General features: G+C 42.6%; 10 protein-coding genes. 4 read left to right on the forward strand and 6 right to left on the reverse strand.

Going from position 1 to position 14,917, the window contains the following annotated elements; translation table 11 throughout:
- Positions 1-10 precede the first annotated feature (10 nt).
- The 4 genes from KTO63_RS01975 to KTO63_RS01990 are packed head-to-tail and all read left to right on the forward strand — an operon-like array spanning position 11 to position 3,074.
- Positions 11-592 (forward strand): carboxymuconolactone decarboxylase family protein, encoded by a 582-nt coding sequence (locus KTO63_RS01975; protein ID WP_217789442.1) that lies wholly within the window; start codon positions 11-13, stop codon positions 590-592.
- A 27-nt stretch (positions 593-619) separates the two neighbouring features.
- Positions 620-1,429 (forward strand): alpha/beta fold hydrolase, encoded by an 810-nt coding sequence (locus KTO63_RS01980; RefSeq protein WP_217789443.1) that lies wholly within the window; start codon positions 620-622, stop codon positions 1,427-1,429.
- A gap of 48 nt (positions 1,430-1,477) precedes the next feature.
- Positions 1,478-2,209 (forward strand): antibiotic biosynthesis monooxygenase, encoded by a 732-nt coding sequence (locus KTO63_RS01985; RefSeq protein WP_217789444.1) that lies wholly within the window; start codon positions 1,478-1,480, stop codon positions 2,207-2,209.
- Positions 2,210-2,258: 49 nt separating this feature from the next.
- Positions 2,259-3,074, forward strand: a complete 816-nt coding sequence (locus tag KTO63_RS01990; RefSeq protein ID WP_217789445.1) for a DJ-1/PfpI/YhbO family deglycase/protease — start codon at positions 2,259-2,261, stop codon at positions 3,072-3,074.
- Positions 3,075-3,079: 5 nt separating this feature from the next.
- Here the strand turns inward: KTO63_RS01990 and KTO63_RS01995 are convergent, their stop codons facing one another.
- The 6 genes from KTO63_RS01995 to KTO63_RS02020 form a co-directional block, all read right to left on the reverse strand.
- On the reverse strand, positions 3,080-4,570 hold the full coding sequence (locus KTO63_RS01995) for a DUF1254 domain-containing protein (protein WP_217789446.1): 1,491 nt from the start codon (positions 4,568-4,570) through the stop codon (positions 3,080-3,082).
- Positions 4,571-4,757: 187 nt separating this feature from the next.
- Entirely contained in the window at positions 4,758-9,017 is a 4,260-nt protein-coding gene (locus tag KTO63_RS02000; RefSeq protein ID WP_217789447.1) for an FG-GAP-like repeat-containing protein, read from the reverse strand.
- Between the two features lie 190 nt (positions 9,018-9,207).
- Positions 9,208-10,119, reverse strand: coding sequence for a helix-turn-helix domain-containing protein (locus KTO63_RS02005; protein ID WP_217789448.1), 912 nt, complete (start codon positions 10,117-10,119; stop codon positions 9,208-9,210).
- Positions 10,120-10,185: 66 nt separating this feature from the next.
- A complete protein-coding gene (locus KTO63_RS02010) occupies positions 10,186-10,989 on the reverse strand; it encodes an SDR family oxidoreductase (RefSeq protein WP_217789449.1) in 804 nt (267 codons plus the stop codon).
- 148 nt (positions 10,990-11,137) lie between these two features.
- Positions 11,138-12,475, reverse strand: coding sequence for a neutral/alkaline non-lysosomal ceramidase N-terminal domain-containing protein (locus KTO63_RS02015; RefSeq protein ID WP_217789450.1), 1,338 nt, complete (start codon positions 12,473-12,475; stop codon positions 11,138-11,140).
- Between the two features lie 58 nt (positions 12,476-12,533).
- Positions 12,534-14,774, reverse strand: coding sequence for a GH92 family glycosyl hydrolase (locus KTO63_RS02020; protein WP_217789451.1), 2,241 nt, complete (start codon positions 14,772-14,774; stop codon positions 12,534-12,536).
- Positions 14,775-14,917 lie beyond the last annotated feature (143 nt).

Below are 14,917 nucleotides of genomic sequence, written 5' to 3' on the forward strand. Positions count from 1 at the left end.
ACACCTGAACATGCGTATTAAACCATTACCGCCGGAGAGCATGAATGACGAAGTCCGCTATGTGCATGAAGAAATCGCAAAGCTTGTTGGCAGTAGCCAAAGCCTCGTGAAAATGATGGACGAAAATGGCGCACTGTTAGGGCCATTTGCCCCCATGCTGCACTACCCTCATTTCGGCATACCGGCATTAAGTTTTTTAAGAACATTGGACACAAGGGCAACATTGGATAAACGTGTGCGGGAAGTGGTCATCCTTACCGTTGGCGCAGCTTACGACGCCCGCTTCGAATTGTATGCGCACCAGATTACGGCAAGTGCCGTTGGCTTACCCGCAAACACTATCGCGACACTTGTCGCAGGTGGACATCCACATAACTTAAATGAGCAGGAAAACATTGCTCACATTATTGCCCATGCGTTGGTATCTGGCCATACAATACACGATTCAACATATCACCAGGCAATAGAAATTTTGGGAAAAGACGGTGTGGCGGAATTATACTTTCTGATTGCAGGCTATTGTATGATTGCAATCATTTTAAATGGATTTGATATGCCTGCGCCGTGCGCATTTCCAAACGGCTCGATTTAATAAACATCAACTACTAAATATTTAATAATGAAAAAAATAGTCTCCCTACTGCTGTCTGCAGCAGTTGCTTTTGCTGCATTTGCAGCATGTTCAGATGATGAAGAAAAACCGACTGTAACCAATACCTATGTACTGGTACATGGCGCCTGGCAAGCGCCTTATGTATGGGATGCAGTGGCATCAAATCTTAAAGCAAAAGGCAACAAAGTTATTGTGGTTGAACTTCCTGGTCATGGAAGTGACACTACAGCGCCCTATTTGTTATCGCTGGATGTGTACCGCGATAAAGTAGCAGATCCCATTTCAAAAGTTGATGGCAAAGTGATACTTGTCGGCCATAGCATGGGTGGCATGGTAGTAACGAGTGTGGCTGAAAAAATTCCATCTAAGATCAGCAAACTGGTATACATAGGTGCATTCCTTCCTGCATCGGGACAGGCGATTGCGGACCTTGCCATTCAGGATGCAGCTTCTCAACTAGGACCTTCATTAATAGAATCAGCCGATCATCTTACGCTTGATGTAAAACACGAAAACCTTACTCATCTCTTCATCAACGATGGTTCAGACGCAGTCAAACAAAGCGTGTTGAATAACTATCGTGCAGAACCGGCTATACCTTTTGGCAACAAGGTTACACTAACCAATAAAAACTTTGGTACCGTTGATAAAGTGTACATCAAAACGTTGCAGGATATTGTAATCAGCCCGGCCCTGCAAGACCGCATGATTGCAGCCGCAGGTATAAAAAAAGTGTATGAGTTGAATACAAGTCATTCTCCTTTCCTATCTCAGCCGCAGGCAGTTTCTGATTTGTTGCTAAAAATTGCGGAGTAGGAAAAGTCAATAATCTATAAACAGTAAATGACAATGCAACAAATGATCATGATATCTAAAATCCTTTTTCTTTCTGTTACCGGATTATTCATGCTTACTGATTATGGCAAAGCGCAAAACAATGCGTCAGATGAAAAAAGAAACGTTGCAAGATTAACCCGCTATGAAGTGAAACCGGCCTACAATACAGCTTTCCAGAAAGTACTGAGCGACTATGTGCTGCAGTCACTTCACAGTGAGGCCAACATCATGTCTGAGGCATATATTGAGCAGGACACTACTGCTGTTTTATGGCTCATGGAAAGATGGACCGATAAAGATGACTTAAATAAAGTTGCAGAAAGCACTTCATACAAAGCCATACAGTCTTTAGCTGCAAATGCATTGGTACAGCCGTCAACGATCATATATATACAAGACCTGGAGCCTCTTAATAAACAACAGTGGCGCCGGCTGCCTGACAAGAAAGACAATCCACTTACCATTATGTTGTTTGTGAATGCAAAGCCGGGAACAGAGAATCGGTTCAAAGACGTTTATCACACCGCGATGCCACAGTTCCGCAGTGAAGCCGGTGTCATTAATTACCAGCTTTCGCAACTGGAAAATGACAGTACGCAGTTTGTTACGTACGAAAAATTCAGAAATGAAGATGCGTTTCAATATCACCTCAAGTTTCCTCCAATACAACCGGTAATAGATTACCTGAACACCAGCATCAAACAACAACCTTTCCAGGCTGGGCTTCATAGATTGATAGAATTTGCTCCTGTAAAATGAAATTTATCAAACAGCATCATCAAAGCTTTTTAATAATAAAACTTATAAAATGAAACCAACCAAGCAACTAATCCTGGCAGGTGCATTAAGCATACTTAGTGTATGGAATGCAACAAGCCAGGTGACCATAAAAACAAAAGAAATGAACAGTTATGAACTTTCTGTATTGAACCAGCTGGGCTCTCCTTCCGTAGTAGTGAATATGCCGGTATCGCAATTACTAAATGCTCCGGGAAATGAAGCTTTGAGAGCTTTCTTTTTTACACCTGTAAAAGATACCACTGTTTTAAAAGGTAAAAGAATAGCAGCATTTGTCGCCGATGGTTTTGAAGAGATTGAGCTTTTAGGCCCTGTATGGTATTTTAGAAAACTGGGCGCTACAGTTGATATTGTTGCACCGAAATACAATCCTGCACCGGAAAGATATGGCCTGGTGTATCCTGAAATGGCGAAGACACATATCATGGCGATACAGTATTTGCAGCCTGTTGGCTGGTTGAAATTTGACCGGACAGCAGACCAGGTTAAAGTAAGTGATTACGATGCAGTCTTCATTCCCGGTGGTGCCTGGAACCCGGACAACCTGCGCTTTGATAAAGATGTGATCAAATTTATCCGTGACTTTAATCAAACGGGTAAATTAATTGCGGCTATTTGCCATGCGCCGGTTGTACTGGCTTCTGCAGATATTTTAAAAGGGAAAAAATTAACCGGCTATTGGAACATTCAAACGGATTTAAAGAATGCAGGTGGCACGGTTTCAGATGAAGCCGTGGTAACCGATGGCAATCTTATTACCAGCAGGCATCCGATTGATGTAGCAGATTTTTCGCGGGCAGTGGAAGCCTGGTTGATTAAGAAGTAGAGCAATCACTTCACCTTCACAACAGCAGGCGGTGTCCAGGTGCCATTTATTGTTTCATCTTTTGGTCCATAAGCGCGAATGTAGAGCGAGAACTCTCCCTTCTTTGGAGAAGGCAGCCAGTTATTCCTCCATTCTTCTGCCGGAGGCGTTGACTGAACATATAGTGTAAGCGAGCCATCCGCATTATATTTCATGGATTGATTTTTTGTGCCCAAAGAATATCGTTTGATTTCATTGGCATCGAAAAAGTGGAAGCGATTGTAAAGGGTGAGCGACCAAAAACCATTTACCGGTGGCGTTTGCCCCTTTGCAAAAGTTACTGTGTATTTATTTGCTCCGTTGAGGCGGCTGCCCGCAGAATCGAGGTCCTGGTAAAAATATCTTGTTTCCTTAGGTGCGTTAACAAGTATGTTTGATTTGGCAACAGCTGTGCGGGTAAAATAATCGGTTCCGAAAGCAGCGCCGTTAAGCATTGTACTCCAGTGATATGGCAGTTGCACACCCCAGTTACGAAACTCAAATACAGGTTTCACAATTTGCTCTTCCGCTTCTTTAGCCGCTTTTACCATGGCTTCTTTTATTTTAGGATCCTTGTTTGCCGCATCTATTACAGCAAGCAATTCGGCATAACGAGCCTCTTCACCGCGGAGCGGAGGTGCATCTTTCAATACGACCGGTAACTCATCAAAAATTTTTTCAGGAAATACCCAACGAACCTCTTCGCTGCTTCCTGCTGGAGCGGGGAAATTCGGCAAGGTTTTCCAGTCCTTTATTTTCATTTTACCATCGTATTCAGCAAGCGGATACATATTAATACCTTGCGTGAGCTTTTGCACTTCGTCCAAATCTCCCGGAGCATCGGAGAGAAAAACACGGGGAACAATGAATGCTGTACTGGTTGGACAGTGAAAGACTTCATTAATGCCATCGGGCACTTTACCGTTCCAATCCGGCCCTACCAAAAGATAGAAGCCAGGTTTTGAATTGTACATGGCACCCAGTGGGGCAAAGCCATCTGTGCGTAAATCCACTACCTGATACACCCAGAAACGGTTGCCAAACTCAGGCACCTGCAGCACCACAGGGCTTTTGTCGAAAGCAGCAATGCCGCCTCCATACACTACATCCTGGTTGGGGCATGCCACTATACGTTCCATGGGTTCTATATAGTTGCTCATCATTGAAAGCCTGTTTAAAGGGGCGGCGGGAACCAGTCCACCTGTACGCCCGGGTTCAGGCACCTGCTCAAAAGCGAGGCGGCGGTTGTATATATTCACCATCGGCCATGTCCAGAAATAGGCGTCCCTGGCAACAGATGCAGCATACTCTGGTGTAATTTTCATGTTTAGATCAGGGCCCGGCGGCAGCTTTTGTACAGGCTCGCTGCTAACAGCTTTCACCGAATCTGGTAAAGATGCAGGCGCATTATTTGTGGCGGGCTGGTTACAATGTGTGAAGAAACAGGCAATGACAAAAAGAAAAAACACTTTTTTCATATCGATCAGTTTTATGTCAGCTTTGCGGTTAATGCAATCTTAGCTGAATATTGCTCTAACAAGAAATCACGCAGAGGGTTCAAATACCGATATTTTTTTTAAGATGTAGAAGGATAGATAGATATCATTATTAAAAAAGCCCGCCATCAGGAAATGGCGGGCTTTTTAGTGCTAGTATCAAACGAACCTATCGTTTGTATAATTTCATGACTCCTAACAAATGATTCTTTGTTTTGTCGTAAATCTTCAACTCGTAAATACCAGAAGGCAAAATTGCAGTTGGTATATTCAGACCCGTTGAATTGCCGAGTTCTTTTGAATATACGATCTGACCGTTTGAATTGATTAAATCAATCCGATAAGTTTTTTGATCTTTTAATGAATTGATGTTTAACTGATCTCCAACAGGATTAGGGTAAACACCAATAACATCGCCAGGATAATCCGGATCGATAATACCTGTTGCCGAAGTTCTTGTCACCGTCACTCCAGCAATAGCGGTTGGACGAACGAAACAACCATCACTTGTTTTCATCATAACAAAGAATTTGTTGTTTCCAAATACTAAAGACGATGCGTTGATTTCTGTTTTATTGCTGGAACTTTCCTGTTGAATGATTTGCGAGAAACTGCTGTCTTTTGCAAAAGTGTATGTGGGCGAAGCGCCGCCACCATTTTCATTCACTGCAGTAAGTACAACCGGTGCCGACAGATTTATTACACTAATCTGACTTGCACTTAAGGAAACCGCTGGCAGCACAGGTTTGGTAATTGCAAATGTCAGTTCGGCTGATGTCGTTGTTGAGTTACTAATAAATTTCACAGTTAAAGTATGCGCACCTTCTTTAAGTGTGTCAGGAGAAAACGCAATACGATGATCTGGCAAAACAGTAGTCCGTATTGTGTCTATTGTTACCTGTACATTCAGGCCTTTGTTTGCCTCAGGAAAATTTGTAATCGTTAAATACTGTGTTTGTGCATTTTTACAGATCGGCGAAGGAAGATCGCCTAGTTGTGGAGATGGTTGTGATTTTGTAATAACAACGCTATCCATCGCTGTCTGGTAAGCATAACAGCTATCGCTCGTTCTCATGCGTACGTACAACAGGTTGGTTCCAAAATTTAAGGAAACGGGATCCAGGTTTGCCGAGTTGCCCGTGCCTTCCTGTTGAACGATTCCCACGAAATTTCTATCTGTCGCAAAAGTAAATTTGGGGATAGAACCTCCGCCGCCTTTGTTCGTAGCAGTCAGAACAATCATTGTTGTGGCCGTTGCTGCTACATTGTTTGTACTTGCGCCTAGTTTTACTTCCGGAGCCGCAGGTTTACGGATGGTAAAGGTTGCAGATTTTACGGATTTCAGTAGAGCTCCTGTAAACGTTATGGTCAAAGTATGCGAGCCCTCCGCCAGTGTATCTGGCAAAAACTGAATATTTTGATTTGCTGTAACTGAAACAGGTTTCGCGTCTATCATTGCAGAAACTGAGACGCCACTATTGTTTTCCGGACTATTCTTAACAACAACATTTTGAACGCTGGCATTTTTACAAATAGAATCTGTCATCACTATCACCGGCTCCGGTAATGAGTCTGTAATAGAAAACACTGTACCGGATATCCTGCTAAGCTGGTTGGTTGAAGTAATCTTCAAAAGACAGCTATCCGACTTGATTTTTGGTACCGTCCATGTATAGCTGCCACTCAGATCTCCGGATGGTGCCGCCGCTTGCAAGGGTTGGAAAGTCTTTCCATTGTCCGAAGAGAACATTATGGAAATGGCATTTCCAATATTATTACCCGTCCATTTTATATCATAAGCATTCCCCGCGTATAATTTCTCTCCTCCTTTCGGCGTTACTAAACTTAAGGCATCCATTAAAAAGTTGCTATTGTTTAGCAGTAATCCGCTTGAACAGATCCCGGATGATTGTAAAATGTCCATATCCCCATCCCCTTCTATATCGAACGCAACTGCATCCTGGTTGGAATCATATGCACTGTTTGGAAATCCCGGAGGCGTATTTTCTTTGTAAAAAAAATTGGGACCCTGGCTATACAATAAATGTGAAGGGCTTACGGTGTTGCCCGTTGGCAGACCAAATATGTCCGGGTAAGTATCATTGTTAAAGTCAGCAATGGCAGCCACAGCAAAGGGAGGATGGTAGTCAGCCTTGTAAATGAACTTGTCATTGCCTGCATTTTCAAGAATAAAATTGGTCGCAACAATATCGAGGTCCCCATCTTTGTCCATATCAGCAAACTTTACAAACCCGCCACCACTTTGAACCGGCGCATAGGGATTTATATCTACGAGCTTACCCGTTTTATCATTCTTGTAAATTCTAAGTTTTTGCCCAAAACTCAGCACCATATCTATATAACCGTCGTTGTTATAATCGCCCAGGTCCATATTAAAAACGTCACAGCAGTAAGGGTCGCCGGGATACATAAGGTCAAATGATTGGCCATTCCATTTATAAACCAAATTGGGAGGCATCACCATTTCGTTTTTGCCATCCCTATCAAGATCTACAAACCGCACTTTCGAATTTGCTCCTGAACCGAGATTGCCGTTAAACACCGGCTTAAAAACATTGCCACCCATATTTTTGTACAGTCTCACAACACCCCCGCTGCTCGTTGCCGCAATATCCGGCAGACCGTCGCTGTCAAAATCTCCCCAGGTCCACATTGGCGCTCCCGGTACATTTCCAAAACTTGCATTTATATCGATCGCTTTTGTGAGTTTAGGTACCAGCGAAAATTGCCAGCCCAGTCCTTTCATAAAAACAGATGAATTGCCGCTCAGGCAGTCATAATCCGATATTGTACCGGCGAGCATGATGTCTAAAGTGTTGTCGCCATTAAAGTCGTCGATTACCGCGCCTCCCTGGCTTGAAATGGCAGGCATTGGCAGCGTAACAACGGCGAACGAATCGCTGTTAATGGTTTTGGCAATATAACTGTGGTTTGATTTTGCAGTAACAAAAGCATCCAGAACGCCATCTTTATTAATATCAACCCAATGAACAGGTGAAAAACTTTCTATCCCTCCCAGATTTATTCTTTTAAAAGTTCCGTTTCCATTGTTTTTATAAACGTAAGCGCCACTTGCATAAGAACGGTCAGTGCCGCTCATTAGTAAATCCAGGTCTCCGTCTTTATCATAGTCAGCCCATTCTGCGTATGTTTTCCGCATCCAGGGAATATCATTATCAAACCGGGTAAAATTTGCACTACCATCATTCAACAATATTTGCGGGGGAATGCTATTATCGTGCATAGCTGTTTCAACGCCGGTATTAAAGATGTCAGGTTTGCCATCCTTATTAATATCTGCAAAACAAATCTGGCCGGTCGTAGTAGTCCACAGGCCAATCTGTTTCTCAGTAAATACGTTTTTATCGTTGATCAGTAATTTTGCGTAAGCGTTGGCTCCCTGCTCACCATTCATTACCAGATCAAGATCGCCATCGCCGTCTGCATCGGCCCAGTCCAATGAAGCGTTTGAAAGGCCTGGAACATTTGTCGTTTGCTCTGTAAATGTGCCGTCGCCATTATTGATGTACAATTTAAAAACAAATGTTGTGGCAAAATTATTTCCTGCACCAACATAGGAAATATCAGGCTTTCCATCTTTGTTATAATCTATCACCTTGCATCGTCCGTAAAAGGCGCCGGTAAAGGCTTGAGAGGAAGGTTTAAAACCACCTTTTTTGTCATTGATATAAAGTCGCGCCGAAACAGGACTTCCAAGAATCGCAGCGTCCCGACCTATTATGAAAATATCCTTATAGCCATCACCATCGAAATCTCCACTTGCCATATCATCGTCCTGCCATTGGCCAATGGGATTTGTGGATTGTTTTAGAAACACATAGCTGGAATCAAGTTTAGAATCGTTCCGGTAAACAACGCCTCCATTTATGACATCTGAATCGCCATCACGATCATAGTCGGCAAGATCAAAATTAGCCCCTGTAAACCCGGTGAATGCCGTTGCAAATTGCGCTGCTTTCGGATTGGGATTAATAGGATATATATGAGCCTTGAAGCCATAAGCAGGGCCACTTGCACCTGGTCCCCAAACCTGCAGCGAAATCGTCATGCTGGAACCTGAAGATTTTACATACCATGATCCCGATTGGTTCATGATTGTTGTGATTAGTGGAGCACTGGTTGAATTACCGTCGTAAATATTTACCCTGTCGCCGTCACTTGTCAGGTAAGATGACTCAAATGCAATACCCAACGGAGAAGATGTTGCTGAATTGATCACAATTGTGTAGGTCCCGTTTGTATACCCGTTTTTTTGACCTCCGGGATCAAGTAGATAGCATCCGGAAGTGACTACAGTTGTATCTTTCAAAATAAATACAGGAATATCCTGGGAAAAAAGACGTGCACAAGTACTCAAAAAGAAGAGAGCTAAAAGAAACTTTTTCATAGTAACAGAAAAGCGTTTACACATGTTGCTACAGCAGCATGTGACTATTTTTACCGGTTTAGAATAGTTCGTAAAATAACGAACTATTTCCAGCACTACACTAGGTGTAAACTCCTAATTTAATGGCCCCTCACAGCAACCCACCATTCTGTTTTTTTTACCCAAAACGTCAGAATAAATGTTACTAAACTTAGTTGAACGACTGTCTGAACTCTAATGGAGAAACAGCAGTTTTCTTTTTAAATAATTTATTGAACGATTGCGAGTGTTCAAATCCTAATTGATAGGCAATCTCAGATACTGACAAAGTAGTTTCTGACAAATATTCCTTGGCCCTTTCTATTAATCTTTCATGAATGTGCTGTTGCGCATTTTGCCCTGTAAGCGAACGAAGCATGTCGCTTAAATAGCGGGGCGACAAATTGAGTTTGCCCGCCACCAACTCCACGGTTGGCAACCCGTGTTTCAGCGGTTCGTCATGGCCAAAGTAGTCGTTCAGCAATTGTGCCATTTTCGAAAGCAGATCATTATTCACCGCTCTTCGGGTTATAAATTGCCGTTCGTAAAAACGGTTGCTGTAATTGAGCAGCAAGTCAATTTGCGACAAAATAATATCCTGCGTGTGGCGGTCGATGTGCTGATATTCACTATCGATTTTCTGGAGAATTTCTATGATGTTCTTTTCCTCCCGTTCCGAAAGATGCAGGGCCTCATTTACCGCGTACGAAAAAAAACCATAATTTTTAATAGAGGTTGCCAGTGGATGGCCATGCAAAAAATCTGGGTGAACCATCAGCATATAGCCCACTCCGCATTCCTGGTTTATCTTGTTTACTTCGGCCACTTCAAGTGACTGAATTTGTTTTGGCGCCAGAAAGTTCATGGTTCCCTTGTCAAAATCATAGTACTGCTGCCCATACTTCACTTTCGCCCGGACATCTCTTTTCATTGAAATGCTGTAGAACTCCACTGAAAACTTTTTCCAAACTTCATTTTCTGCCAGTCGCATGTTGGCAACGTTAATTACGCTTACCAGTGGGTGCAATGGTTCAGGCAATGACAATAATTTGTGAAACGCCGATATGGATCTGATGCTATTCATTACAAGTTTTTCCTGTTCAAATGTACAAAATGCAACTGCCTCGTGAAAGGCAGTTGCCTGTTTTAATTACCCTACAAATTGCTTTCTGATTTCTTTTCTGAATTCTTCGTTACCCACCTCTAAACGTCTTGCATACATCATGTTTGCGTCTGCACCTGCCACGTAACGCACCTGGTCCTTGCCATCAGTGGCCGCTTCGTATACCACGTCCGCAATTTGCTCCGCAGTCGAAGCGTTTTTCATTGCTTCTCCGAAAGTATCAAACATTTTCTTCTCGATTGCCTGGTATTCCGAAACCGAATTCATATCAAGTGACCTGCCCGCAAAATCGGTCACGATTCCGCCTGGAGCTACGGTTTTGATACTGATGTTGAACGTCCCTAATTCATGCGACATGCTCTCGGACCAGCCTTCCAAAGCGAACTTGGTAGCATGATAAACCGAACTTATAGGAAAGCCCCATAGCCCACCAATGGAAGTAGTAGCAATAAAAACGCCGCTTCTTCTTTCCCTGAAATGTGGAATAAATGCTTGCGTAACTCGTAAAACACCCAATAGATTCGTATCGATTTGCTTAACTATTTTTTCGTCGCTAATCCCTTCTAATGCGCCCATCAATCCATAACCTGCGTTATTAAAAACCACATCAATATTGTGTAATGAAATAGCTTTTGCAACGGTCGATTTGATTTGATCCAGATTAGTAACGTCAAGTGGTAAAACGGTAACATTTTCTAACTGCGTCAGTTCCGTTTCATTCGCAGGATTTCTCAACGTTGCGATAACGTTCCATCCTTTGCTTTGAAATAATTTAGCAGTTGCCTTTCCCAAACCTGCTGATGCGCCTGTAATAAAGATTGTCTTTTGCATACTTTGTTTAAATTTTACAACACAAAGGTCTTCAGAAACTGTTAACGCAATGTTTCCAAAAAGAGTTTCGTTGTATCCAAAATGACGAATCACAGATTATTCAGCACGTTTAGGACGCATTTTAACCAATCAAAAACATTTCCTCATTCTACTTAGCGGGAGGAACGGCGATTACTTTCCACTGGGATCCGGCCTTAAAACCTGTGGGTCCCGGTGTGGCTCGCATAAGGCCATTTAGTTTGTAAAAATTTTCCAAATGACGCGTCATTATCGCTTCACCGGCACCTACCTGAATCAAGTCCCCGCCTTGATCTGCCCCATAGCCACCCAATGCGGCGGAACGTACATCTGCAACATAACCTGGCCATTTCCCTCTACTCCAGCTATAGCCAAAGAGAAAAGGCTTAACGGCGGCTAAAGACATCTGGCTCTTCCACAAAAGCTGCAACTGGATAAACAATTCTCCGGGACAAGCCGCGATAACAATGTCCTTATTGATAATGATGGTAGAAATATGCACATCAATATTCAGTTGTTTATTAAATCTTCCGGTAAACTGAAGTGAGTCAGTCATCAGAAGAAGGCTGCCCGTCTCCTCAGAAGGCTTTAGTGATCTTGCGAGTTTTATAACCTGGCTCGCAAGTAGTTCACCCGTTCTTTCCATCGGTAGATAGTCGGTTTGAAAGGTATCGTTCGGTCCCTTGCGCCGCGAGCTGATTTGCAATGATTCTATATTGCCTCCTGCACCCTGGATAAAAAGGCAGTTTACTTTATTGTCAAAAGCTTCTTCAACCTTTCTGCTTGCAACACCGGGATAGTCTGCGGAGACTGCGTAATTAAAGCAAACGATATCCGCATGCATAGCGTAGTTCATTAAAATCGCCAGGGGCTGTCCCTGCTCGTCTTCAATTTTGATTACACCCACTTCAGGATCAACAGGACCAAAAGGAATTCTTTCCGGATTCTCGGATGTGTACTCACTGTCTGAGAACCACGACTCTCTCGCATGGCCATCTTCTCTTTCTATTAACCTGTTAAATCCCAATTGCGGAAAACTTTTATGTCCGGCGGAAACTTTTGCTTTAAACATGTTCTTAACCGATTCGCCAACTGCCTTAATAATCTGGTCCTCATAAAAAGCAGCAAAGGCCTTCTTTTGAGGCGACATTTTTTCAAACAATAAAGGTTCCGAATGGGTATGGGATGAACACAACATAAGCTGCGTAATACCGTATTGCTGCTTACATGCGTTGACTATGCGATCACTGGTAAATATGGCAAGATCGACAGAAACAAATGCAACGCGTTTACCATTCGCTTCCAAAACAACGCAACGCGCAAACAACGAGTCATGAACAGGCTCGTCCGTTTTTGGAGTGATGTTAATTTTAGAAGTGCCGGCCATTAGCGGATTATCGGCCGCATGCACTTTAATAAAAAAACAGAAAAGCAACATTGTCGCAATCAATCGTTTCATAGTTTGCATAAGTGGTGGTTTATTTTTTAAAAACTTTATTGCGTTTACCTTAATTGAATTGATAATTTTAATGCCCCCATTGCTTATTGGGTTTTGAATCCATTTCCAGCTCAAGCGTTCCACCGTTCATTATTTGCTCGTGTGTAAACCATGGAGTATTCAATTCTTTTCCGTTCATTCTTGCACTTTGTATGTATTTATTTACATCAGAACAATTGTGTGCAACGACTGTAAAATCTTTCCCGTTTTCAAGATGGATAACGACTTTGCTAAACACCGGGCTTCCGATTGTATAAACCGGTATGCCTGGTGTAACAGGATAAAAACCCATTGAAGAAAGAACAACAAAGGCAGACATTCCTCCGCCGTCTTCATCACCCGGAATACCAAACACATCGTTTCTAAACCATGTTTTTAATAACGCCCTTATTATCCGCTGCGTTTTCCACGGCGCATCAGTATAGTTGTATAAATAAGGGATATGAAAGCTGGGCTCATTGGCCATTGAATATTGCCCAACGAGTGAAGTGGCATCGGGAAATTTATACCAGAAAACATTTTTACCCATATCAATCCCCTCGCGAAACAGTTGATCTAACCTCTCTTGAAATTTTTGTTTGCCACCCATTAAATTGATTAGCGACGGAATATCCTGCTGTACCTGCCATACGTAGGTCCAGCCATTGTTCTCGTCATAGTAATCGCGCCCACCGGGGCCGCCATCGTATTTTGCGTCTATGTTTATCCAATTCCCTTTCTCATCTTTTGGCAAAAAGAACCCGCGCTCTTTGTTCCATAGATTTTTGTAGTCGTTGCTTCTCTGTTTCAGCAAAGCCGTGTCATCATATTTGTGCAAAGCCACCGCCATTTTATACGCCGCCCAGCTATCATAGCTCGCACCAAGCGTAACGGCAACAGCCTGTCGCTTTTCAAACGGATGCACATCAGCCACCGTTTCTTTTTCATCTTTATACAATGCAGGAAAATAACCGTGGTTATAATAAAAATCGTCAAGACTTGTTGCCTTGCCATTGCGCCAGGGTAACATTGTTGCGCTTAATGAATTTTTCTTCATGCCTTCATAAGCAGCATCAACGTCAAAATTTCTTAACCCCTTGTTGTAAGCGTCTAAAATAATTTCTGAAGAATGAAAACCATTCATACATGCATGATCGCCAAACAGCACAGGAAATGTAGGCAGCCAGCCGCTTTGCTGGTACATGCGCACATATGACTGAACCATATCTTCTTCCTGCTGCGGATGCAGGATGGTTCGTAAAGGATGCAATGCGAGGTAGGTATCCCAACTCCAGTCATCTGTATAAAATGGTCGGCTATCTGCATGAACTTTTCCATCAAATCCGCTGTAATAATTTGAGCCTTCGCTTATGTTTACCATGCGCTCGTAGCATCTGTACAAAGCGGTATAAAATACCTTTCTTTGTTCATCGGACCCGCCTTCCACTTCAATTTGCGACATTGTTTTGTCCCATGCATTTCTTGCCAGTTCTTTTGTTTCATCAAACGATTTGCCGGCAACTTCGTCATCAAAGTTTTTCTTTGCCTGTGCCTGGCTTACAAAACTGATGGCATACTTAAACTCAACGTTTTTAGTATTGTTTTCAAAACGAATAAACGCTTTGACATTTTTCCCCGCAGTATTGTTTCCCTGTTGAATGGCATTGTTGTTTACAAAACCAGTTGTTCCTTTTTCACTGAACATGCCGTATGCATAAACTTTGATGCTGTCATGATAAGTTTCGAAACCTTCAATAATATTTCCGTTGGTAAATTGAAAGGCGGCACTATCACGACTATAGGTGCTGAAAAGAAGGGCCGCATCGCCGTGCGAAGGAAATGTGAATTTAAAAATGCCTGATTTGGAAGAAGGCGTAAATTCTGTTTTTATATCATCTTCAATAAAATAATTTGAATAGTACCATGGTTGATTTATTTCAAGGTCATGGTCGTAAGCAAGTTTATTTTGCCATGAACCGGCATGTATAGGTTGCACAGTTGGCATTAAAGCAAACACCTGCCCGAGACGATGCGAAACGACCGTTAACGGGAAGCTTGATACCTGGTCATCAAGATAATCTTTTCGCTGCGGCGTAAAGCGTATCATTTGATTGGGAAGCTGAACGGTTGGCCTTGTGGGCTCCAGCATGATACCAACATTCCCGATAAGCGGGTTAATATATTGAACGTTAGATGAACGGGGCGCCAACGAATCGCTGGGAGACAAACCACAGGAAAACATGCACCATGATATTGCAATAGCATATACTTTTTTTGTAGCCTTCATCATCTTTTGAGCTTGTTGTTAATTGTGGAATTATTCATGCGTTGAGGGATTGCAATGCTTAATGTTGCATACAGGCAAAATATGTTTCACCCATTAACAGGGGCGCTAATAATTCATTAATTTGAACCTAAGCGAAAAATTAATGG

The sequence above is a fragment of the Pinibacter aurantiacus genome (genome assembly GCF_019130065.1).
Taxonomy (GTDB): Bacteria; Bacteroidota; Bacteroidia; order Chitinophagales; family Chitinophagaceae; genus Pinibacter; species Pinibacter aurantiacus.

Excerpts from the sequence above, each read along its gene's own strand:
- KTO63_RS01975 (WP_217789442.1), top strand. The coding sequence starts at position 11 with ATGCGTATTAAACCATTACCGCCGGAGAGCATGAATGACGAAGTCCGC.
- KTO63_RS01980 (WP_217789443.1), top strand. The coding sequence starts at position 620 with ATGAAAAAAATAGTCTCCCTACTGCTGTCTGCAGCAGTTGCTTTTGCT.
- KTO63_RS01985 (WP_217789444.1), top strand. The coding sequence starts at position 1,478 with ATGATATCTAAAATCCTTTTTCTTTCTGTTACCGGATTATTCATGCTT.
- KTO63_RS01990 (WP_217789445.1), top strand. The coding sequence starts at position 2,259 with ATGAAACCAACCAAGCAACTAATCCTGGCAGGTGCATTAAGCATACTT.
- KTO63_RS01995 (WP_217789446.1), bottom strand. The coding sequence starts at position 4,570 with ATGAAAAAAGTGTTTTTTCTTTTTGTCATTGCCTGTTTCTTCACACAT.
- KTO63_RS02000 (WP_217789447.1), bottom strand. The coding sequence starts at position 9,017 with ATGAAAAAGTTTCTTTTAGCTCTCTTCTTTTTGAGTACTTGTGCACGT.
- KTO63_RS02005 (WP_217789448.1), bottom strand. The coding sequence starts at position 10,119 with ATGAATAGCATCAGATCCATATCGGCGTTTCACAAATTATTGTCATTG.
- KTO63_RS02010 (WP_217789449.1), bottom strand. The coding sequence starts at position 10,989 with ATGCAAAAGACAATCTTTATTACAGGCGCATCAGCAGGTTTGGGAAAG.
- KTO63_RS02015 (WP_217789450.1), bottom strand. The coding sequence starts at position 12,475 with ATGCAAACTATGAAACGATTGATTGCGACAATGTTGCTTTTCTGTTTT.
- KTO63_RS02020 (WP_217789451.1), bottom strand. The coding sequence starts at position 14,774 with ATGATGAAGGCTACAAAAAAAGTATATGCTATTGCAATATCATGGTGC.